At 72.6% G+C, this 20,960-nt stretch carries 19 protein-coding genes; 11 read left to right on the top strand and 8 right to left on the bottom strand.

The window, feature by feature from the left end; translation table 11 throughout:
• Positions 1 to 306 precede the first annotated feature (306 nt).
• The 3 genes from FRANEAN1_RS33170 to FRANEAN1_RS42685 all read left to right on the top strand — a co-directional run bounded on the left by FRANEAN1_RS33170 (position 307) and on the right by FRANEAN1_RS42685 (position 2,069).
• Positions 307 to 1,170 (top strand): helix-turn-helix transcriptional regulator, encoded by an 864-nt coding sequence (locus FRANEAN1_RS33170; protein WP_020464056.1) that lies wholly within the window; start codon positions 307 to 309, stop codon positions 1,168 to 1,170.
• Positions 1,167 to 1,406: a DUF397 domain-containing protein gene (locus FRANEAN1_RS33175; protein ID WP_020464057.1), complete on the top strand. Its 240-nt coding sequence runs from the start codon at positions 1,167 to 1,169 to the stop codon at positions 1,404 to 1,406. The genes FRANEAN1_RS33170 and FRANEAN1_RS33175 overlap by 4 nt, the downstream gene beginning before the upstream one ends.
• Before the next feature lie 504 nt (positions 1,407 to 1,910).
• Positions 1,911 to 2,069: a hypothetical protein gene (locus FRANEAN1_RS42685; RefSeq protein ID WP_018500571.1), complete on the top strand. Its 159-nt coding sequence runs from the start codon at positions 1,911 to 1,913 to the stop codon at positions 2,067 to 2,069.
• A gap of 33 nt (positions 2,070 to 2,102) precedes the next feature.
• On the opposite strand, the gene FRANEAN1_RS33180 is transcribed toward FRANEAN1_RS42685, so the two are convergent.
• Positions 2,103 to 3,020, bottom strand: coding sequence for an NAD(+)/NADH kinase (locus tag FRANEAN1_RS33180; RefSeq protein WP_020464058.1), 918 nt, complete (start codon positions 3,018 to 3,020; stop codon positions 2,103 to 2,105).
• Positions 3,017 to 4,081, bottom strand: a complete 1,065-nt coding sequence (locus FRANEAN1_RS33185) for an SPFH domain-containing protein (protein WP_020464059.1) — start codon at positions 4,079 to 4,081, stop codon at positions 3,017 to 3,019. Before FRANEAN1_RS33185 ends, FRANEAN1_RS33180 begins: the two co-directional genes overlap by 4 nt.
• A 99-nt stretch (positions 4,082 to 4,180) precedes the next feature.
• Between FRANEAN1_RS33185 and FRANEAN1_RS33190 the strand changes: the two genes are divergently transcribed.
• Entirely contained in the window at positions 4,181 to 5,143 is a 963-nt protein-coding gene (locus FRANEAN1_RS33190) for an NUDIX hydrolase (RefSeq protein ID WP_020464060.1), read from the top strand.
• Positions 5,144 to 5,454: 311 nt separating this feature from the next.
• Here FRANEAN1_RS33190 and FRANEAN1_RS33195 read toward each other — a convergent pair whose 3' ends face one another.
• The 6 genes from FRANEAN1_RS33195 to FRANEAN1_RS33220 all read right to left on the bottom strand — a co-directional run bounded on the left by FRANEAN1_RS33195 (position 5,455) and on the right by FRANEAN1_RS33220 (position 12,112).
• Positions 5,455 to 5,724: a hypothetical protein gene (locus tag FRANEAN1_RS33195; protein ID WP_020572301.1), complete on the bottom strand. Its 270-nt coding sequence runs from the start codon at positions 5,722 to 5,724 to the stop codon at positions 5,455 to 5,457.
• A gap of 108 nt (positions 5,725 to 5,832) precedes the next feature.
• Positions 5,833 to 6,945: a membrane protein gene (locus FRANEAN1_RS33200; protein WP_020464061.1), complete on the bottom strand. Its 1,113-nt coding sequence runs from the start codon at positions 6,943 to 6,945 to the stop codon at positions 5,833 to 5,835.
• 172 nt (positions 6,946 to 7,117) lie between these two features.
• Complete coding sequence (locus FRANEAN1_RS33205) at positions 7,118 to 8,275, bottom strand: glycosyl hydrolase (protein ID WP_347177272.1); 1,158 nt, start codon at positions 8,273 to 8,275, stop codon at positions 7,118 to 7,120.
• 11 nt (positions 8,276 to 8,286) lie between these two features.
• A complete protein-coding gene (locus FRANEAN1_RS33210) occupies positions 8,287 to 9,366 on the bottom strand; it encodes an NAD-dependent epimerase/dehydratase family protein (RefSeq protein ID WP_020464063.1) in 1,080 nt (359 codons plus the stop codon).
• Positions 9,363 to 10,499 carry a DegT/DnrJ/EryC1/StrS family aminotransferase gene (locus FRANEAN1_RS33215; RefSeq protein WP_020464064.1) on the bottom strand — a complete coding sequence of 379 codons (1,137 nt, stop codon included), beginning with the start codon at positions 10,497 to 10,499 and terminating at the stop codon, positions 9,363 to 9,365. The genes FRANEAN1_RS33210 and FRANEAN1_RS33215 overlap by 4 nt, the downstream gene beginning before the upstream one ends.
• A gap of 881 nt (positions 10,500 to 11,380) precedes the next feature.
• The gene (locus tag FRANEAN1_RS33220; RefSeq protein ID WP_020464065.1) at positions 11,381 to 12,112 is read right to left on the bottom strand and encodes a metallophosphoesterase family protein; all 732 of its coding nucleotides are present in this window, start codon (positions 12,110 to 12,112) and stop codon (positions 11,381 to 11,383) included.
• Positions 12,113 to 12,318: 206 nt separating this feature from the next.
• Here FRANEAN1_RS33220 and FRANEAN1_RS33225 point away from each other — a divergent pair, with 206 nt between their 5' ends.
• From FRANEAN1_RS33225 to FRANEAN1_RS33255, 7 genes are all read left to right on the top strand, one after another.
• Positions 12,319 to 13,182: an amidohydrolase family protein gene (locus FRANEAN1_RS33225; protein WP_041255056.1), complete on the top strand. Its 864-nt coding sequence runs from the start codon at positions 12,319 to 12,321 to the stop codon at positions 13,180 to 13,182.
• Positions 13,183 to 13,262: 80 nt separating this feature from the next.
• Entirely contained in the window at positions 13,263 to 13,772 is a 510-nt protein-coding gene (locus FRANEAN1_RS33230) for an MSMEG_0572/Sll0783 family nitrogen starvation response protein (protein WP_020464067.1), read from the top strand.
• A 474-nt stretch (positions 13,773 to 14,246) separates the two neighbouring features.
• Positions 14,247 to 15,452, top strand: a complete 1,206-nt coding sequence (locus tag FRANEAN1_RS33235; RefSeq protein WP_083788383.1) for an MSMEG_0568 family radical SAM protein — start codon at positions 14,247 to 14,249, stop codon at positions 15,450 to 15,452.
• Between the two features lie 5 nt (positions 15,453 to 15,457).
• Entirely contained in the window at positions 15,458 to 16,918 is a 1,461-nt protein-coding gene (locus tag FRANEAN1_RS33240) for an MSMEG_0567/sll0787 family protein (RefSeq protein ID WP_020464069.1), read from the top strand.
• Entirely contained in the window at positions 16,915 to 17,916 is a 1,002-nt protein-coding gene (locus tag FRANEAN1_RS33245; protein WP_020464070.1) for a carbon-nitrogen hydrolase family protein, read from the top strand. Before FRANEAN1_RS33240 ends, FRANEAN1_RS33245 begins: the two co-directional genes overlap by 4 nt.
• Positions 17,916 to 19,472: an FAD-dependent monooxygenase gene (locus tag FRANEAN1_RS33250; RefSeq protein ID WP_020464071.1), complete on the top strand. Its 1,557-nt coding sequence runs from the start codon at positions 17,916 to 17,918 to the stop codon at positions 19,470 to 19,472. The genes FRANEAN1_RS33245 and FRANEAN1_RS33250 overlap by 1 nt, the downstream gene beginning before the upstream one ends.
• Before the next feature lie 39 nt (positions 19,473 to 19,511).
• Positions 19,512 to 20,780, top strand: a complete 1,269-nt coding sequence (locus tag FRANEAN1_RS33255; RefSeq protein WP_041256806.1) for an MSMEG_0565 family glycosyltransferase — start codon at positions 19,512 to 19,514, stop codon at positions 20,778 to 20,780.
• The last annotated feature ends 180 nt before the right edge of the window (positions 20,781 to 20,960 follow it).

Here is a 20,960-nt window from a genome sequence, read left to right on the forward strand (position 1 = left end):
ATGGCGCAGCCGAACCTGTGGGCGGCTGACCCGCCGTGGCAGGGCGGGCGGCACCGGCTCACGGCCATCCATCCCGTCCCGACCAGCACCGACGCTCCCCCGGTAGGCCCCATCGTCGACAACATCTCACCCAGGGGCTCGATTTCGCCACTCAAGGTGAGCACTGCTTCTGCAGCATGGAGCTTGCACCACGCATATGCAAGCCCTTGTGTGTTGGTTTCGCTACAGATTGCGCACTATCTATGTGATCAGATTGTGGATGCGTAACGGAATGCTCCACAACGGTTCCGGTGACCGGGAGGACGGGTGACGGCGAGGAACAGCGGTCCCACGGTGCGGCGCCGGCGGCTCGGCGCCGAGCTCCGCCGCCTGCGCGAGGCCGCGGGTGTGGACGTCGAGCAGGTCCGCGAGGTGCTGCGCTGCTCGGCGTCGAAGGTGAGCAGGTTGGAGAACGGGCGGGTCCCGGTGCGCACGAGGGATGTGGCGGACCTGCTCCGGTTGTACGGGGTGACTGACGCCGACCACCGCGAGGCGCTGCTCGGCCTGGCCCGCGAGTCGCGGCGGCACGGTTGGTGGCAGGCCTACCAGGACGTGGTCCCGGCCTGGTTCGAGGTCTACATCGGCCTCGAGGCCGACGCTTCCTCGATCAGCGTGTACGAGCCGCAGCTCGTCCACGGCCTGCTGCAGACCGCGGACTACGCGCGGGCGGTGATGCGCGCGAGCAACCCGGAGGCGCCCGACGACGAGATCGAGCGCCGGGTGGCGCTGCGGCTCGACCGGCAGTCGCGGCTGCGCGGCGACAGCCCGCCCCGACTCTGGGTGATCCTCGACGAGGCGGTCCTACGCCGCCCGGTCGGCGGCGCGGCGGCGATGCGCGCCCAGCTCGAGTGGGTCGCGAAGACGTCCGAACTACCGAATGTCACCGTTCAGGTGCTTCCCTTCGCAGCCGGGGCACATGCCGGTATGGGCAGCACATTCTCCGTTCTGGGATTCGCGGACGAGACGGATCACGATGTGGTCTACATAGAAAAAGGCGCCGGAAGCCTCTACCTGGAACGTCCGTCAGAAATTCGCCGCTATAGAGTCAGGTTGGATCACCTGATGGCGTCTGCTCTTGGCCCGGCGGACTCCGTGGCGTTGATTTCCGCTGTTTCGGAGGAGCTTCGATGAGGACATCCAGGAAACCTTCGGTCACCGACCCGGCCGCGCTCCCGTGGCGCAAGAGCAGTCACAGCGGCGGGGAGGGCGGCATGTGCGTCGAGGTGGCCGACGTCGACGGCGGTGTGGCGGTCCGCGACTCCGCCGACCCGCTCGGCCCGGTTCTGGCCTTCAGCAGCGCGGAGTGGGACGCGTTCCTCGCCGGGGTCCACGACGGCGAGTTCGACCGCCCGCGCGCCCGCCACTGACCGGCGGATCCGGACAGCCGGCGGGTGTCAAGCCGCTGACCAGCCGTTCTTCGGCTCTTGCGTAACCGGCTCACGTCGCGCACTCTGTAGATGTTCGTGCGGGCCGCGTTGTTCCAACGTCACGGTCGTGTCGATCGTGCGATGCCCGCTGAGGCCGAGCGCGGGCGCACGGTGCCCGTCCCGTCACGGAGGAGCGACGTCGTGATTGCCATCAAGCGGGTACCCGCCCCGGCCTGACCCGGCACGATCTGCCGGGCGGCCACCCCGCGCCGGCTCCGTGACCGGGCCGCCTGCCCATCGCACACCGCGTTTCCGACCAGCGCCGACGGTCGCGTCGAGCCCGATCCAACTGCTCCGCTCGGTCCGCTCAGCTCAGCTCGCGCTACAGCCCAGCCCGCTCTACTGCTCAGTCCACTCAACAGCCCAGCCCGCTCGACCCAGTCCGTTCCTTTGGATTCGCCCGTAGTACTCCACCTGTTCCCCTGGTACCGGGAGGTGATCGCCGTGGCCACCGCCACGACCAACCTGCTGAACACCCCGCTGAGCGATCCGCGTGCGGAGCGGGTCCGCCGCGCCGCGCTCGCCGCGTATGTGGACGGGAAGGTCAGCTTCGCACAGGCGAACTCCCGGGTCAGCAAGGCGATCGAGCGCTTCGGCCACTGACCACACGTCAGACCGCGAGTCAGGGACCGTGCGTCAGATGAGGTTCAGCCGCCGGTCCGCCATGCCGATCGTGAGGCGTTGGCCCCAGGTGAGAGCCACCGAGTCGGTCTCGATGCCGTCGCCGAAGACGACCAGGCGCTCGGATTCGACCAGCAACTCGAGCCGGACCGCTCCGACAAGGAGCCCCTCGGTGCAGGCCGTCCCCGTGGTCGGGGACGGCCACGCCTCACGGGTGAACCAGATCAGGGCGGGCGCCTCGCCGGCCGGCAGGTCCAGGGCACTGTACCGCTCGCGCCAGACGGACCGGCACCACCCGGTGCTGCCCGTGCCGGTGCTGACGATCAGGCCGGACGACGCCTGCCGCTCTGTCGTGACTCCGTCGTACCCGGGCGCGCGCAGGAGGTAACGGGCCGTCTGGTGGCCGGGGTCCCCGATGTAGACCTCGTTCAGGGCACGCACGACCTGTCCGTCGTCGGAGCGTGCCTCGACCATGGTGAGGTGGCGCAACGGGCCGCCGGCGCCGCCCGCGCGCCGGAGCGCTTCGGCGACGGCCAGCAGGCGCCCGGTCTCGCCCGGCTGGTGCCGGACGAGCACGCCGGGGTTGCGCGAGGGATCGGCGTCGATGCCCACGACGGGCTGGTCGTCGACGTACTTGGCGACGTTGGCGACGAGGCCGTCCTGGCCGACACAGATGATCACATCCTCGGGGTCGAACAGGAAGCGGTCGAGGTCGGCGCGCTCCACCTCGCCGCGCCGCCAGCTCGGCGGCACCGCGGCGGCCACCTGGCGCCGCGCCGCCGTCTGGGCGGCGTGCCGGGCCTCCACCTCGGCGATGTCCCGGCCCCGCGACCGCAGGAAGAACTCCGCCTGGCCGCGGGTGCCGTGGTGCTCCAGCAGCTCGGTGTACTCGGTGCGCCGGTGGACGATCACCGCGCGCGGAGCGAGGCTCACCGCTCGCCGCCGGCCGGCACGGCGGCCGTCAGGCCGGGCCGGGCGAAGCGGGCGAACGCCTCGGTGAGGACGTCCGGCGTGATGGTGAGGGCACCGATGTCCGGCAGGTGGTCGGCCAGGTCGCGCACGGCGAGGGCGACCAGCGTCACCGTGTCCATGCCGGCCAGCGCGCCGACCCGGGCGGCCTCGGCGTCGGCCTCGGCCGCGCCGACCAGCCGGACCGCGTCGGCACGGGCGGCGGCTTCCAGCCGCACCCGCTCGGCCTCGGCGCGGGCCGCGGTCTCGGCCCGCTCGGCCTGCGCGGTGGCGCTGATCCGCGCCGCCGCCGCCTGCTCGGTCATCCGGCGTTGCTCGTTGGCGCCTTCCTGGACGACGAGCTGTTCCCCGCGGCGGGCCAGCTCGATTTTGCTCTGCAGCTCGTTCTCGCCGATCCGGCGCTCCTGCTCGACCGCCAGCGCGCGGCGGCTGTAGGTGGCGCGGTCGGCCTCAGTCTGGATCTTTTCCCTGGTAGGGGTGCCCAGCGCCTTCTCCACCTCCGGCACCGGCCGGATGGCGACGACCCGGACACCGACGAGCGCGATCCCGGTCTGGGCGAGGCGGGCGTCGCCGCCGAGGCCCTGGCCGACGCGCTGGCGGACCGCCGCGACGCCGTCCACCAGGGCGTCGGTGAGCGGCATGCGGACGAGCTGGTCGGCGGCGTACTGCTGGGCGGTCTCCGTGATCATCTCGGCGAGCCGGGCGAGCGGGTCCTCGCGCCAGCTCCCCAGCTCGGGGTCGATGCCGAAGTCGAGACGGCTCGCGGCGAGCGCCGGGTCGGCGATGCGGAAGGTGACCGTCGACTGGACGGCGACGTCGGCGAAGTCCGCGGTCCGGGCGTGGAAGACCACCGGAAGCTCCCGGTCGTCCACCGGGACCTCGCTGATCACGGCCGTCCGCGGCCGGTACCAGAACACCAGGCCGATGCCCTCGTGGGCGACGGCGGTGCCCCGCTGGTGGCGGATGTACGCCGTCGGGGTGCCACGCAGGTGGCGCAGGAACAGAACACGGCTGATATCGGCCATCGCCGGACCTCCTCACACTCTTATCGTCGAACTGACGATAAGAGGGACTGTAGAGCCCTACTCCCCTTCTCGTCAACCTGACGAGATACCATCGCCGCCATGACCACGCCGCCCGCCGCCGGCTCCCGCACCGCGCCCGGCTCCCGCCCCACGCCCGGCTCCGGCACGCCGTCCGGCGCCGCGCTCGGCTCCGGCGCCGCGCCTGGTCCGGCCGAGATCCTCCCGGCCGAGATCGTCCCCGTTCCGCTGGCCGTGGATCTCGTGGTGCTCACCGTGCGCGATGACACTCTCTGCGTCCTTCTGGTGCGGCGCGGGATCGAGCCGTTCGCGGGACGGTGGGCTCTGCCCGGCGGGTTCGTCCGGCCCGACGAGGATCTCGACGCGGCCGCCGTCCGCGAGCTGCGGGAGGAGACCGGCCTGGCGCGCTCCACCGGCCATCTCGAACAGCTCGCGACCTATGCGGACCTGGACCGCGACCCGCGCGGGCGGGTGGCCACGGTCGCGTACCTGGCGCTCGCGCCCGACCTTCCGGTTCCCGTCGCCGGCACCGACGCGGCGGCCAGCCGGTGGTGGGCGGTCACCGACATCCCGCGAGCCGGCTCGGACGGCGACTCGGGCGCAAACGGTACGGACGGCGGCACAGGCGAAGGCGCGGGGAGCGCGGACGGCGGCACAGGCGAAGGCGCGGGGAGCGCGGACGGCGGCGCAGGCGGGGACGGCCGCGCGGACGGCGGGATGACCGGGCTGGCCTTCGATCACGCCAGGATCCTGGCTGACGGGGTCGAACGTGCCCGTTCAAAGATCGAGTACAGCCCGGTGGCGACGGCGTTCTGCCCGCCCGAGTTCACCGTCGCGCAGCTTCGGCGGATCTACGAGATCGTCTGGGGAACCCGGCTGGACCCTCGCAACTTCCACCGTAAGGTCACCCGCACGGCGGGCTTCCTCGTCCCGACCGGACGGACCACAACGCGGGACGGCGGCCGTCCGGCCGAGCTCTTCACCCGCGGGGACGCCCGCCTGCTGCATCCGGCGATGCTGCGGCCGGAACCCGGAGACCGCTGACCCGCCCAGCACCGTGTGTCGCCCGGGACCAACGCCCCGGAACGGCTCAGGAGCACCGAGACGGAACAGGCAGCGCCAATGCGGTCGTACCTGTGGACTCGCTCACGCGATGCACACCTCAAGAAACTGTTAGTAACGCATCGCGTGCCGAGCGTGAGACAGTCGTCGTGGCCGGCCGCCCGGGTTCACCCCCCGATCGCCCGGGCGCCCGGCCGTCCATCCGAGTGAGGCGCACCAGCAGCCCCGGCACGAGCCGGCGCCGGCAACAACGACGGCGAAGTGCACCGGAAGGCCCAAGAACCGCAGCGGGCTCAGTGCAGGGCGGGCGGTTCCGCCGCGCGGGACACGTCCTGGTCGAGCGCCGCGCGACTGAGGGCCGCCGTCCAGCGGTGGAAGTCAATCAGTGACGCGCGCGGCTCCTGGCGCCACAGCGCCTGGGTCACGTAGGCGGACAGGCCGTTCGGGCCGACCCGGCGCAGCACGACCTCCAGGAGATCGCTCGGCAGATTGACCGAGACGACCCGGTACCCCGGATCCTGGTATCCCGCCGCATCGTCGAACCCCGAATCGTCCGCGTACACGCGATCCACCAATCCCGGCCGAGCGGGGCCGCACCTCGAACGCCTGCCGCGATGCCCTCACCGACCCACGGGCCCACGGGACATTTCGCCCATGAGCCCCATCCTGACTCAGCTCTGCGCACTCCGCAATGGGTCCATGACCACGCCGAACCTGTCGGCCGACCCGTGCGCGGGCGCGCCGCCCGGGGCGGTTCCGCCGCGGTCGTAGCCGGCTCCCGTCCCGGGAACAGCCCAGTCGTCCTGGTCGGTGGCACCGTCGAGGGGACGATAGTCGTCCTCGTCGGCGGGACCGCAACCGGCTCGGGGATCGACGGCCGGCTCGTCCTCGACCGACCGGTTGGCGGCCATCCGGTCGCGGCCGAGCGCGCCGATGCCGGCGGCGACCATCACCAGCGAGACGATGAAGGCGAGCAGGCGCGGGCCGTCCGGCGCGGGCTCGTCGAACAGGGTCAGCCCCAGGGTCACCGGGAGGAACGCCGAGACCCCGCTGGTGACGGGGAAGGCGATGACCGCGGCCCGGCCCTGCAGGCCGCGCTGCTCCAGCCCGAGGGCCAGCACGGAGAACAGGATGAGGACGTAGGGCGTCGGCGTGGACAGCAGGTCGATGAGCGTCGAGTCGCTGTTGCGGCGTTCGTGCACCGCGAGCCCGATCTGGCGGGTGGCCAGGGTCGCGATGGCATAGCTGACCCCGGCGGCCAGCCCGAACCCCAGCGCGGCCCCGGCGACCTGCCGTTTCGCCGCGGCCAGGTTCGCGCCGAACGCGCACAGCAGCGAGAAGATCAGCCCGAGCACCAGGAAGGCGAGCAGGACGCCGTTGCCCGCCGGGCTGCCGACCTCCGCGTTACGGTGGAAGGCGTAGGCGAGCAGCCCGACGCCGGCCACCATCAGGCCCACGCCGCTCCAGCCGACCCGGCTGATCTGTTCACCCAGCGCCCGGCGCGCGAGCAGGGTGAACACGATCATGTCGAGGGCCATCACCGGCGCGACGAGCGCCACCGGCGCCACCGACAGGGCGTAGACCTCCAGCAGGAACGAGCCGGCCTCAACCCCCAGGCCGATCAGCCACAACGGCCGGGTGGCCAGCCGGGCCAGCAGGCCGAGCCCGAGGCCGGTGCCGGCCTCCTCCCTCCGGGCGGCCATCGCCTGTAGCAGCGGCGCGACCCCGTACAGGGCCGCCGAGACAATGGTCGTGGGCAGCCCGAGTACGAGCGCCGTGTTCATGCGCGGCTCACCATCGCAGCGTCCCATCCGCCGGCACGGGCGGCCGAGCCAGGGTGCGCCGCCCCAACGGCGGCGACCCCAACGGCATCATCTCCCACAACGCGACGGCTCCCCCAGCACATCTCATGACGTATCGACTTTCATGGCACCTGGCCCACCCGCACGCGCGGCATCACCAGTGGACGCCCAGCCCGATCTGGGCCAGCGCCGCACCGAATGCCTGCTCCCAGGCCTGTGGGCTGACGGCGACCCGCTGCGAGGGCGGCTTGACCCGGTCCAGACAGGCCAGTGCCGACCGGGTCAGGGACAGCGAGTCCGTACTGGTCACTTCGGCGTGGCCGCGGTCGAGCTCCTTCTGCAGGTTGTCCCGTCCGTGGCCGGGGACGACGTCCATCAACAGCAGGTCGCGCCCGATCACGCGAGCCTCGCTGCACGTATCCCCCGATGAGGTCACCACCAGGTTACTTGCGGCCATGAGCTCGGGAATCCGGTTGGTGAATCCAAACGGGATCACCCGGTGGTCGCGCTGCGCGAGGGCGGACAGCCGCGCGGCCAGCTTCTCGTTGCGGCCGGCGACGGCGAGCACCCACACCCCGGCCGCGGCGAGCGCCTCGGCGGCCTCGACCAACGGGCCGAGGCCCCACGATCCGGACATCAGCAGCACGCACCGGCTCTCCAGCGGGATGCCGAGATTGCCCCGGGCCTCCTCCTGGGTCGGCGGGTCGTAGAACGGCGTCCGCACCGGGGTCGGCACCACGGCGATCCGGGCCTGCGGGGCGAACCGGCGCACGTAGCGGGCCGCGGTCTGGGACGTCACCAGGAACAGGTCGGTGTTGTCCTGCACCCAGATGCGGTGCACGCAGCAGTCCGAGGAGAACACGGCCGTGGTCATCCCCGGAAACTCCGACTTCAGCCGGCTGACCGCCGCCGCGGCGGAGGCGAAGATGGAGATCACCAGGTCGGCCGGCTCGGCCCGGATGTCCTCGCGCAGCCGCGGCACGAGAAAGTGGCTGGACGTCCGCTCGATGGCCCGCGCCACCCGCCCGCCCGTGCGTAGCTGCGAGAAGTGCAGCGCGTCGTACACCCCCGGGACGGCGATCAGCCCGCGGAAGGCGTTCTGCCCGAGCGTGCCGTTGCGGCCGTCCGTCATGCGCAGGCAGTCCGCCGTGCGGGTGTGGAACCCGCGGCGCTCCAGCGACGTCGCGCAGGCCTCGGCCATCACGTCGTGGCCCATTCCGAGGGAGCCGGAGAGCAGCAGCACGTTCCCGCGCCGAGACTCGGGCTCGCTCTCCGCCGTGACGTCGTCCATGATCCCCTCGATCCCGTCCATCTTCGACACGCTCATTCCGATGAGGTCGCGGAGACGCCGAGATCCCCGATCGACGGCGCAGTCACCGCGGGTGGCTGCCGGTTCGCCTGATACCACTCGATGTACTGCCGGACGCCGTCCAGGAACGGCGTCGTCGGCCGCCAGCCGAGAAGGCCGGCGGCCCGCTGCGCGGAGATCTCCCGGCCGCGGAAGTCCCCCGGCCGGGCTGGCATGTGCTCAATCTCCGTCCCGGGGAAGTGCCGCTGGACGGCCTGGGCCATCTCCAGCACGCTCACCGGCTCGTTGCCCTCCAGGGCGAGGGTGGTGTTCGCCGCGGAGTCGGCGAGCGCGAGCACGTGCGCGTCGGCCAGATCACGGACGTAGACGTAGTTGCGGAACTGCAGGCCGTCGCCGGCGACGGTCAGCGGCCGGCCGTGCACGGCATTGTGGACGAACCTGGCCAGCACCAGCTCGTCACGCATGCCGGGGCCGTAGGGGATGCCGTACCGCAGGATCGTGAACGGGAGCCCGTAGGTCTGCTGGTAGCTGTGCAGGAGCAGCTCGGCCGCGAGCTTGGTCGAGGTGTACACGTGCCCGGCTCGCGCGAGCACGATCTCGGCGTCCTCGGTGAGCGGCGCGGGCCGCGGATGGTCATCGTGCCCGGCCGGAGCGGGGACGCTGCCCGCCGCGAGCCCGGACGGCTGCTCGGTCGGCTGCTCGGTCGGTTGTGCGGGCGGCTGAGCGGGCACGTCGGCCACGGCGCCGTAGACCCAGACGGTGCTCGCGAACACGACGCGGCGCACGCCGGTGCGCCGGGCCGCCTCGCACACCTTGCCGGTTCCCTCCACGTTGAGGCGCACCGTGCGCACCGGGTCGGCGAAGGCGAAGTCGACGTTCGACATTCCGGCGATGTGAAAGACGACGTCCACGCCCGTGAACGCGTCGACGAGCGCCTCGAGGTCGAGAACGTCGATCTCGCGGTAGGCGGCACGCGGGTCGGGCCGCCCGCAGGTGCTCAGGTCGAGCGACAGCACCTTGTGGCCGGCGTCGAGCAGGCGGTCGACGACGTGACCGCCGATGAATCCGGATCCTCCCGTGACGGCTATCTTCATCGCCGGGCACCGTCCAGTTCCATTCCGTGGACGACGGCACGGAATGCCGAGATGACATGTTCGGCCTCGGCGTCGGTCATGTCGGAATGCAGTGGCAGGCAGACGTGCCGCGCGCAGATGTCCTCGGCCACCGGCAGCTGGACCCGCGCATACCGCTCGAACACCGGCTGCTGGTGCAGCGGGGCTTCGTACACCTCACCCGCCATGGAGACACCGTGTCCCTCCCGGAGCTCCTTCTTCACCTGCGTCCGGTCGATGCCCCGGGAAAGAAGAACCGGGTACTTGTAGTAGTTGGTGACGCCGCCCTCGACCGCCTGCGGCCGTTCCACGCCCAGTTCGTCGATCGCCTGGTCGTAACGGGCCGCGACCCGGCGGCGGCGGGCCAGGAAATCGTCGAGGTGACGCAGGTGGGCGCGACCGGTCGCGGCGTGCACCTCGCTCATCCGCCAGGCGTACCCCTCGCGGATGTGAATGTTGCCGAGGAATCCCGCCTTGCCCTGGTCACGATAGAGGAGGGCTTCGTCGCGCAGCCGGTCGTCGGATGTGACGACCATTCCACCCTCACCGCACGTGATCAGCTTGGTCGGGTAGAAGGAGAACGACCCCGCCACCCCGAAGGAACCGGCGTGCCGGCCGGCGAGGCTTGATCCGTGCGCGTGGGCCGCGTCCTCGACGAGCACGATGCCCCGCTCGTCGAGGAGGCCACGCAGCTCGTCGATGTCCGGCGGAATCATGCCGCCGATATGCACGACGACAACGGCTTTCGTCCGCGGTGTGACGGCTGCGGCGGCAGTCTCCGGGCTGAGCGCGAAGGTGTCTGGGCTCACATCGGCGAAGACCGGTGTGCCGCCGGCACGGAGAACCGCGAACGCGGTGGCAGCAAAGGTGTTCGTGGGCACGACGACGTCGAATCCGCCCACGTCGATGCTTCTTAGGATGATCTCGAGGGCGGCCGTTCCGCTGTTCACGGCGACGGCGTGGCGCGCGCCGTGCATGGCCGCGAACGCCGCCTCGAATTCCTGGGTGTACGCACCGAGAGTCAGGGCACCGGTCGAGAGGACCTCGGCCGCAACCGACGCGACCTCCGCGCGGTCTTCTGGCGAGAACACGATGCGCGCCGCGGGGACCTGCACCAGTTCAACCCCCCTAGGTCAACGAGCCTATTAGCTGTAGTCAGTCGCGCACGCAGCGCGAGCAGCTTCGAACGCTACCGGCTCGCCCCCGGACCGGCTCGCAACATCGCGAAACCTGACCATCCGAACTGGTCGAAACCAAAGGTCCGGTCCGCCCAGATCGCGTTGATTTGCACCGGACCCTGCCGTTGGCAGGCTACAGACCCCCGACAGGGGGTCGGCCGCTACTGCCGCATCGATGCCGCGACAACCCCGTCGACACATCACCGCACGCCTTTTTCCTTCACCTGATCCCCACCACAACGTAACCGTGCACAGTGTTTGCGCGACACACTGCAACCGATGACAGACGATTGCTACTCATCAGGATCAGCCGGGTTCGTGTTGTCATCACCAGGATGAACGCGGATCACCAAATGGGTAGGCCCGATCGGTGTCGGGCATCCGACGGCACGACAACTCCCCCGGGCGCTCACCCACCGCCCGGACATCTGCCTAACAGGCATCCGGCTGGCAAGCACCGAGTTGCCACCCACCCGCCCGGCATACGCCCACACACGGCCGGTAGCACGACGAGGCTGAGCGCTCACGGCCGGTGCGGGACGCGGCGGGGATGAGATCGGCTGCGCGCTCCGGGCCACACCCGGGGCAGCGCGCGCGGATGCGGAACAATGCCCGGCGACGGGTTCCATCGGCATGCCACCGACATTCGGCACGGGGGGGAAGAAGAAGTCCCGGCGGCCACGCGGCTCCTTGCGTACGGGGGGAACGCAGGGAGTGCGGAGCTCGCCGGGACTTCTACCCACTTTACGACCCCCAGATGTCAGACGCGACAGGACTAAAGTCCCAACCCTGGCCCGAACCGTGGCCCGGCGGCGGGCTCACGCCTCCTCGAAGACGACCTCGCCGCGATCCGCGTCGAAGAACAGCCAGTTGGAGGGCCGCCCGATCGCCGGGCCCACGTTCACCACGACGGTGACCGGATCGGGCCCCGCGACGCGTACCGGCACCGGCACCCCGGAGACCACCGGGACGGACCGGACCGCTCCGGACCGCCCGGCGCCGGGGAACCGCGGCTCCCCGGCCCGCCAGCTCTCGGCCCTGGACTCGGGTTCGCGCTCGGGCTCGGGCTCGGCGCTCCAGCGGATCTCGAAGACGGCCCGGTGGTGGGTGTGCCCCACCAGCACCAGCGGGACGGCCGGCACGTCGCGGGCGCGGGGGACGAACGAGCCCGAGACCGGATCGACATCCCAGCCGATCTGGTGGCCGTGCATCCCGACCGCGCAGTCCACATGGGTCATCGACACCCCGGACAGCAGCGGTGCCAGCAGCTCCGGCACCTGCTCCGGAGCGAGCAGGTCCCGGATCCGTTCCTCCTGGTTGCCCAGGATGCGCCGCAGGTCGGCGAGCTCGGCCCACAGCTTGGGGTCGGGATCGACGACCTCGTCGAGCGGCCAGAACCGCCCTGGATCGTGCCGGCGCATGGGCACCTTGGCCTCCAGGTAGTCACCCAGGCAGACCACCTCGTCGACACCGACCTCGTCGGCGGCGGCGAGGACCCGCCGCAGGGCCTTGCGTTTTCCGTGCAGGTCGGCCATGACCGCGTACCGCATGCCATCCAGCTTGCTCCGCAGGCGGGAGCCTGGACGGCGCGATCAACAGAAAGATCACATCGAGTGAACAGAGGAACAGCTCCGACTACCCGGAGGGGTCACCACAGGACCAGGCCAGGGCGGCCAAGGGACCAAAAGAGCCAGTGGCGCGACCGGGTTGTCACGTTGGCCACACACGGGAAACACCAGGGTGCTTCACTGCCACCGTGCCGCGACCGGACGTACACGATGCGCATCGACATCTCGGGGTGCTGCCGGCCCACCCCTATTACGGTGGACCGCCGGTGGTCCCCGACGTCCGCGCCCGGGCGACGATCGCGCAGCTGCGCGCGGACCTGGACACCGAGCGGACGTCCGCGGCCGTGGTGATCCCGAACTACGGCGTGCCGAAGCCATCGGTCGCCTTCGGGTTCAACGAGCTCTGTGTCGAGGCGGCCCAGGTGGACGAGCGGATCCTGGCCGGCCTGTGGGTCTCGGCGCGGCCCGAGGACACCGAGGCCACCGAGCGCGCGCTGGCACTGGCGGGCGAGCGGGGCGTGGTCGCCCTCAAGCTCAGCTTCCTGCTGGGCGGGGACGTCACCGACCCGGCCTGCCGGAGCCGGCTGGACCGGATCTTCGCCGTCGCCCGCGCGCACGACCTCGTCGTGCACGTCCACACCTCGCCCGGGGGTGCCGCCGACATCGACCGGATGGGCACACTGGTCGACGACTACGCGGCCGAGGTCGCCGTCCATCTGGTCCATCTGGGCGGTGGCGCGAGTGGGCACATCAAGCTGATCGGCGGTCGCTTCTTCGACTGGGTCGCCGCCGGGCGCCGGGTCTACACAGACGCGAGCTGGGCGGTCGGCTTCGCGCCGCGGTGGTTCGCGGCGGAGGTGGCCCGCCGTGGCCTCGGCCACGACCGGCTGCTGTTCGCCAGCGACGAGCCGTGGAGCGACCACGAGGGCGAGCTCGCCCGGCTCACCGGTGCCATCGGCGACCCGGAGCTCGCCCGGAGGGTCTTCGCGGAGAACTTCCGCGACCTGTATCTGCGCGAACGGACACTGCGACCACACCCAGCGACTACTTAGTAACCGTCGGGCGGTCAAAATGTAAGTAGTCGATCACAACCGCCAGATTGAGACACACGGAGACCGAGACAGGAGCACGCATGGAGCTGACGGAGCTGGAGCTCCAGAGCCTTACCGAGGTTCCGCACCCCTCGCTGCCGCCCGGGAGCAACCTGTACGGCTCGACGAAGCTCTTTCCCGACTACCAGGCCGAGGACGGCGAGTCCTACCTGACGCTCGTCCACGGCATCGCGCACGAGTCGTCGGTGAGCTTCGTCGCGATCCTTCAGGCCACCCGGGCACTGCGCAAGGGCTTCGAGTCCGTCATCTATTTCTACGGGCCCGGCGCGATGAACTGCATGGCCACCCGCGGGTTCCCGCACACCGGCGACTCCGCGTTCGCCGGCGAGCACAACATCAACACCCAGATCGAGACCTTCATCAAGGAGGGCGGCAAAGTCTACGTCTGCCGGTTCGGGCTCTCCCTGCACGGCCTGCGCGAGGAGGACCTCATCGAGGGCGTCATCCCCGCGCACCCACTCGACATCCAGGACTGTGTCATCCATTACACCCGCAAGGGCGCGATCGTGAACTCGACGTACATGCTCTGACGCCCCGCATCCGGCTCCAGACGCTCCCGGCTCCGCACCGCGGGCTCCAGCCACCGCAGGCTGCGATCACCGCGGGCAGCCGCCATCTGCCCGCCCGGAGCCGGGACGTCCGGTGCCGGACGCACCGGCGTCCGGCCACACCGCACCCCAGTCACACCGCACCCCAGCCACAAGCATCGCGACACCTCCGCACCTCGCCGCCAGTACCCGGCACCTCGGCGTACCGGGCCCCGCGGACATGGGCCCCGCAGGTATGGGCTCCCGCGCGCGTCCGCGCGCCGGCCGGCACCTCAGATTCCTCCGAACCTCAGATGCCTCTGAACTTCAGGTGCCTCTGAACTTCAGGTGCCTCTGAACTTCAGGTGCCTTCGAATGTCTCCACCCCGATATCTCCACCCCGATCTCCCGCCCAGGCCCACAGGCGCTGCCCCACCCGCGACCGGGCCGGGCGCGGATTCCCGACGGGAGACACAGATGAGAAACGGTCCGGCGGCCGAACGCCGGCCTGACGACGGAGCCGAGGCCCCCGTGTGGGCCGAGGCCGCGGGCTGGCTCGGCGAAGCACCTGACCGGCCCGAACGGGCGGGCGGCCCCCTGGCCCCCGTGGGCGCCCGCCCGTCGGGCGGACTCGACCTCGCGGTCCGCAGCGCCGTCGCCGTCCGCGGGGTGCGCGTCGCCACCCCGGTGCGCCGCCGCGGCGGCGCCGGTCCGAGCGACGACGGCCACGTCGTCGTCGCGGGCCGGGGACTGGCCCTGCCGATCATCCCCAGCAGCCCGTACTCCGTCGACGCCGGCCGGCTGCTGCTCGACGGTGTCGACCTCGGCATCGAGGCCAGGCCGGTGCGCCGGCCGCGCTTCTACGACCTGAGCACCGCCGACGGCGTCCCCTACTCCCAGCTCGCCCGGCTGCACGGCGCGGACGTCCTGGCCACGACGGTGCTGCAGACGTGTGTGCGGTACCGGGAGCCGGAGCGCTGCCGGTTCTGCGCGATCGAGGAGTCGCTGCGGGCCGGGGCAACCACCCGGCTCAAGACCCCCGGGCAGCTCGCCGAGGTGGCGCTGGCCGCCGTGCGGCTCGACGGGGTGCGCCAGATGGTGATGACCACCGGCAGCACCGCCGGCCCGGACCGCGGTGCCTCGCTGCTCGCCGAGTGCGTGCGGGCGGTGACGGACGCCGTCCCGGGGCTGCCCGTCCAGGTGCAGTGCGAGCCGCCGGCCGACCCTGCGTTCATCGGTGAACTGCGCGCGGCCGGGGCGAGCACGATCGGCATCCACATCGAGTCGCTGGACGAGGCCGTCCGGCAGCGCTGGACGCCCGGCAAAGCCACCGTCTCGGTGGAGCGGTACGAGCGGGCCTGGGCCGAGGCCGTCCGGGTGTTCGGCCGCAACCGGGTGTCGACATACCTGCTGATCGGGCTCGGCGAGGATCCGGACGAGCTGGTCGCCGGCGCCCGCCGGCTCATCGCGATGGGCGTGTACCCGTTCGTGGTCCCGTTCCGCCCGATGGCGGGCACGCTCGCCGAGCGTGACGGGGCGCGGGCACCCGAGCCCGCCCTCGTCGCGGATGTGACGGCCCGCGTCGCCGCCGAGCTGCGCGCGGCCGGCATGCGCGGCGCGGACCAGGGCGCGGGCTGCGCGGCCTGCGGGGCGTGCTCGGCCCTGCCCCAGGCCGGGGGGTGATCGTGATGTCCAGTCTGCTGTCGGGGGGGCACACGCCGATCCGGCACCGCACCGTGGACACACTGGCGATCTGGGGTGATCGCCGGACGCTGGCGGGCCAGCCGCCGTACCGCGTCGAGCAGGCCGAGGATCTGGCCACCTTCACCGCCTACGCCCGTCTGCGGCGGGAGGTCTTCGTCGACGAGCAGGGCCTGTTCTCCGCGACCGTGGCCGGCGATCTGGACGAGGTCGACAGCGACCCGCGCAGCATCGTCCTGGTCGCCCGGGTCGTCGGCGGGCCGGATGACGGCACGGTGATCGGCGGGGTGCGGTTGGCGCCGATCTGGCGCGGCGAGGACATCGGCGCCTGGCAGGGCGGCCGGCTCGTCGTCGCGGCAGCCGCCCGCGGGCGCTACGCGGGGATCGGTGCCGCACTGGTCCGGGCGGCGTGCGCGCGCGCCGAGAACGAGGGGGTGCTGCGCTTCGACGCCGCGGTGCAGCCCGACCGCGCCCGCTTCTTCGGCCGGCTCGGCTGGATGATCGCCGGGACGACCACGGTCGCCGGCCGCCCGCACGTGCTCATGCGCTGGCCCATCAACCGGCTGGCGGCGGTGGCGGCCTCGATCAAGGCCCCGCTGGCGACCCTGCTGGCCGGGATGCGCCCCGGCGGCCCCGGGTTCGTCGGTGACGACGGGGCACCGGTGCCCGGCACGGACGTCGTCGCGGCCTGCGACGCGATCGTGCCGTCGATGGTCGAACGCGACCCCTACTGGGCCGGCTGGTGCGGCGTGCTGGTCAACCTCAACGATCTGGCGGCGATGGGCGCCCGGCCGGTGGGCATGCTCGACGCGGTGGCCGGCCCGACGGCGTCCCGGGTCGCCCGGGTGATCGGCGGGCTGCGGGCGGCGGCGGAGCGCTACGGCGTGCCCATCCTGGGCGGCCACACCCAGCTCGGGGTGGCGGCCGCGCTGTCGGTGACGGCGCTGGGCCGCTCCGAACGCCCGATCCCCGCCGGCGGCGGCCTGCCGGGGCACGCGGTGACCCTGACCGCCGACCTGGGCGGTGACTGGCGCCCGGGGTACTCCGGCCGGCAGTGGGACTCGACGTCCAACCGCCGGACGGCGGAGCTGCGCGCGCTGCTGGACCTGCCGCGCCGGCACCGCCCGTGCGCGGCGAAGGACGTCAGCATGGTCGGGATCGTCGGCACGCTCGGCATGCTCGCCGAGGCGAGCGGGTGCGCCGCCGAGCTGGACGTGGCCGCGGTCCCCCGGCCGGCGGGCGCCACCGTCGGCGACTGGCTCACCTGCTTCCCCGGTTACGCAATGCTCACCGCCGACGTCGACGACCGCCCCGTTCCCGCGCCGAGCCCGGCGACGTCGCAGCGCTGCGGCCGGCTACTCAACGGGACGGGAGTGACCCTGCGCTGGCCGGACGGTGTGCTGACCCCGGCGCTGTCCGGCCATGTGACGGGGCTGGGCCACGCGTGAGCGCGGACCGCGGGGACGGCGCGCGTGGGGGGCCGGAGCCGGCCTCCCACGCGGTGACGATCGCCGCGGTGACCGCGCCGTTCACCCGTGACCTGGACGAATGCCTCGCGGCGATCAGTCGGCTGGTCGACGGGGCCCGGCGGCGCGGGGTGGATCTCCTCGTCCTGCCCGAGGGGGCGCTCGGCGGCTACCTGCGGGCGCTGCCCCCGCGCGGGGACGATCTGGCCCCGCGCGGGGGGCCGCCCGCCCTCGATCCGGACGGTCCGGAGATCACCCGGCTGGCGGCGATCGCCGGGGATATGGTGGTCTGCGCGGGATACGCGGAGCGTGACGGGCGGTACCGGTACAACAGTGCGGTGTGTGTGCACGGTGATGGCGTCCTCGGCCGGCATCGCAAGGTCCACCAGCCGCTCGGCGAGTCCCTCGCCTACGAGGCCGGCCGTTCCTTCACCGCGTTCGACAGCCCACTCGGCCGGATGGGGATGATGATCTGTTACGACAAGGCGTTCCCCGAGTCCGGGCGTAGCCTGGCGCTCGCTGGCGCGGACATCATCGCCTGCCTGTCGGCCTGGCCGGCCTCGCGTACCCACGCGGCCGACGACATCGCCGCGGACAGGTGGCGGCACCGCTTCGACCTCTACGACCAGGTGCGCGCATTGGAGAACCAGGTCGTGTGGGTCTCGTCCAACCAGGCCGGCACGTTCGGCTCGCTGCGCTTCGTCGGCAACGCGAAGATCGTCCATCCGGACGGCTCCGTGCTCGCCTCGACCGGCACGGGCGCGGGGATGGCCGTCGCGACGGTCGACGTCACCGCGGCGCTACGGGCGGCCCGCAGCGGCCTGAACCACCTGCGGGACCGCCGCGGCGCGAGCTACGAGAAGCAGTGCCTGCTCGCCGGTAAGCCCTACGACCCGCGGCGGGCCGCCCGCCCGGCGGCCCCCCGGCCCACGGCCGAGCACGGATCTCGCCCGTCCCGGCCCGCGGGACCGGCGCACTGATGCCCGACGCGATCATCATCGGCGCGGGGCCGGCCGGCCTGACCGCGGGCCTGCTGCTCGCGCGCCGCGGCTGGCGGGTCGACGTGCTCGAACGGGACGTCGACGACCGGCCCGGCGACCTGGCCGGCATCGACGACTGGCGCCGGCCGGGCGCGACGCAGACCTGGCACTCGCACGCCTTCCTGGCCCGCTGCCGGTCGCTGCTGGCCGAGCACGCCCCGGACGTCCTCGCCGCGCTGCGCGCCGCGGGCGCGCTCGAGGTCCGGCTCGCCGAGCACGCGCCGCCGACGCTGACCGGCCCCGCTCCGGCCGACGACGAGCTCGTCGTCCTCGGGTGCCGGCGGGCGGTGCTGGACTGGGTGCTGCGCGAGGTCGTCGCCACGCAGCCCGGTGTGACCGTTCGCTCGGGGACACGCGTCGTCGGCCTGCGCATCGAAACCGATCCCGCCCCGGCGGGGCCCGCGTTCTCGCGCGGGCCGGTGCGGGTCCGTGGCGTGCGGTTGGCTGACGGCTCCAGCCGTGACGCCGACCTCGTCGTCGACGCCGCGGGGCGGCTCTCGCCCGTGCGACGGTGGCTGGCCGACGCGGGCGCCGACCTGCCGGCGCCGGCCGAGGCCGACTGCGGCATCGCCTACTACTCGCGCTACTACCGGCGTAGCGGCCCAGCGCCGGACATCGCGCTCAACCGCGGTCACACCACCGGCGCCTCCTTCGACCGCTACTCCTGCCTGATGTTCCCAGCCGACGGCGACAGTTTCTCGATGACCTTCGGCGTGCTCCCCGAGGACACCGGCATCCGGGTGCTTCGGCACGGCGCGGCGTTCGACGCGGCGGTGCGGTCCATCGAGATGTTCGTCCCGTGGCTGGACCCCGGGAACGTGCGGCCGATCTCGCCGGTCACCGCGATGTCGCACCTGACCAACCGGCTGCGGCCGCTGGTCGCGGACGGGCGTCCGGGCGTGCTCGGGCTGCTGGCGATCGGCGACGCGGCGGTCATCACCAATCCCGCGCACACCCGCGGGGTCTCGCTCGCCGTGCTCGGCGCCGTCCGGCTGGTGGAGGTCGCGAACGGGCTGCGTGACCCCGCCGAGCGGGCGCTCGCCCTGGACGAGTCGATGCGGGCGGAGCTCGCGCCGTGGTTCGAGGACTCGTGCGCCCAGGACGCGGCCCGGCTGCTGCGCTGGCGTCCCGAGCAGCCGGTCGTGCCGCAGGCGCGGGGTGCCGAGCCCGCCGAGGGCGCGCCGCCGACCGGCTACACGCCCTGGCCGGCGGCCCCGGCCGGCGGTGCGGGCGCCGCGCGGCCGGCCGGCGTCACGAACGGCGAGGCCTACCTCGCCGCGCGCCGCGACCCGGAGATCTGGCACCGGTTCACCCGGCTGCAGAACCTGCTCGCCACCCCGTCCGACGTGCTGGGCGAGTCGGGGTTCGCCGCGCGGGTCCGCGAGATCCTGGCGACGGGCTGGCGGCCCGCGGGCGTGCCCGGGCCGAGCCACGACGACCTGGTCGGGCTGGCCACCGACGCGCTCGCCCGGGTCGGTGCCCCGGAGCCCCGGTGAGCGGGGGTGACGGTGAACGGGGGCGACGGTGAAGCCCCGGTGAGCGGGGGCACGGCAGGCGGGAGCTCGGCGGGCGGCCCGCTCTCAGTGGCGTTGCTGACCTATTCCACCCGGCCCCGCGGCGGGGTGGTGGCCACCCTCGCGCTGGCCGAGGCGCTGGCGCGCGCCGGGCACCGCGTCAGCCTGTGGACGCTGGCCCGCGGCGGGGACGCCGGCTTCTTCCGCCCGGTCGACCCGGCGGTCGAGGTGGTGGCGGTGCCGTTCCCGGAGGTCGCCGACGAGACGGTCGGGAAGCGCATTATACGCTCGATCGCCATCCTCCGGGATGCCTTAGAGGCGTTTCCCGGCGGGTACGACATCGTGCACGCCCAGGACTGCATCGCCGCGAACGCCGTGGCCGACTGCGTCCGCACTGTCCACCACCTGGACACCTTCACCACCCCCGAGCTCGTCGCCTGCCATGAGCGGGCGCTGCGCCGGCCGTACGCGCACGTGTGCGTGTCGGCGGCCGTCGCGGTCGAGCTGGCCGCCGGCTGGGGGATCACCGCGACGGTGATCCCGAACGGCGTCGACGCGGCCCGCTTCACCGCGGCTGCCGGCCCGGAGGCTCCCGCCCGCGAGGCCCGCGGGCGCTGGCGTGCCCGGCTCGGCCGGTACGTGCTCGCCGTCGGCGGGATCGAGCCGCGTAAGGGGACCGCCGACCTGGTCGAGGCGTTCGCGCTGCTGCGGGAGCGGGTGACGCCGGTTTCCCTCGTCGTCGCCGGTGGGGAGACCCTGTTCGACTACCGCGGGTACCGCGAGCAGGTGCTGGGCCGGGCCGCGCAACTCGGCGTCGAGCCCGTCATCCTCGGGCCGGTGGCCCACGAGGAGCTGCCCGCCCTGGTCGCGGCGGCGGACGTCTTCGCGTTCCCGTCCGCGAAGGAGGGGTTCGGGCTGGCCGCGCTGGAGGCGCTGGCCGCGGGTGTCCCGGTCGTCACCCGTGACCTGCCGGTGCTACGCGAGGTGCTGGCCGCGGCCGGGGACGCGGTGTGCTTCGCCTCGACGCCGACCGAGTTCGCGGCCGCGCTGGAGGCGTTCCTCGACTCCGCGCAACGGCGGCCGGCCGCGGGCGCCGAGCAGCCGCAGGCGGGAGCGGGCGCCGGACATCCGCGGGTGGCGGCCGGGCGGGCAGTCGCGCGAGGGTACAGCTGGGCGACCGCGGCCGACCGGCATGTCGCCCTTTACCGCGAACTGATCAGAACACAGGTCACCGGACGGCCGACGCGCCGAATCAGCGTCACCACAGATAAATCATCCATCTCATTGTAAGAACTTAATGACGGAAAGCGACACACCCGGCCCGGATCCGGTCCGGACGGTCCCACAGGGTGCCGAATCGACTCTGCTCCGTCCGCCACGGCGAGTCGGAAATCCGACGAATGCGTCATGGTGCCGATGGACCCCGGCCGCACCGCGTCCACGGTGTTTCATCGAGGATGCGGCGGTCGC

The organism is Parafrankia sp. EAN1pec (assembly GCF_000018005.1).
Classification (GTDB): Bacteria; Actinomycetota; Actinomycetes; order Frankiales; family Frankiaceae; genus Parafrankia; species Parafrankia soli.

What these genes read in the sequence shown, in the direction of transcription:
- FRANEAN1_RS33175 (WP_020464057.1), top strand. Translation starts at nt 1,167, where the DNA reads ATGAGGACATCCAGGAAACCTTCGGTCACCGACCCGGCCGCGCTCCCG.
- FRANEAN1_RS33230 (WP_020464067.1), top strand. Translation starts at nt 13,263, where the DNA reads ATGGAGCTGACGGAGCTGGAGCTCCAGAGCCTTACCGAGGTTCCGCAC.
- FRANEAN1_RS33250 (WP_020464071.1), top strand. Translation starts at nt 17,916, where the DNA reads ATGCCCGACGCGATCATCATCGGCGCGGGGCCGGCCGGCCTGACCGCG.
- FRANEAN1_RS33235 (WP_083788383.1), top strand. Translation starts at nt 14,247, where the DNA reads ATGAGAAACGGTCCGGCGGCCGAACGCCGGCCTGACGACGGAGCCGAG.
- FRANEAN1_RS33200 (WP_020464061.1), bottom strand. Translation starts at nt 6,945, where the DNA reads ATGAACACGGCGCTCGTACTCGGGCTGCCCACGACCATTGTCTCGGCG.
- FRANEAN1_RS33190 (WP_020464060.1), top strand. Translation starts at nt 4,181, where the DNA reads ATGACCACGCCGCCCGCCGCCGGCTCCCGCACCGCGCCCGGCTCCCGC.
- FRANEAN1_RS33240 (WP_020464069.1), top strand. Translation starts at nt 15,458, where the DNA reads ATGTCCAGTCTGCTGTCGGGGGGGCACACGCCGATCCGGCACCGCACC.
- FRANEAN1_RS33220 (WP_020464065.1), bottom strand. Translation starts at nt 12,112, where the DNA reads ATGCGGTACGCGGTCATGGCCGACCTGCACGGAAAACGCAAGGCCCTG.
- FRANEAN1_RS33205 (WP_347177272.1), bottom strand. Translation starts at nt 8,275, where the DNA reads ATGGACGGGATCGAGGGGATCATGGACGACGTCACGGCGGAGAGCGAG.
- FRANEAN1_RS33185 (WP_020464059.1), bottom strand. Translation starts at nt 4,081, where the DNA reads ATGGCCGATATCAGCCGTGTTCTGTTCCTGCGCCACCTGCGTGGCACC.
- FRANEAN1_RS33210 (WP_020464063.1), bottom strand. Translation starts at nt 9,366, where the DNA reads ATGAAGATAGCCGTCACGGGAGGATCCGGATTCATCGGCGGTCACGTC.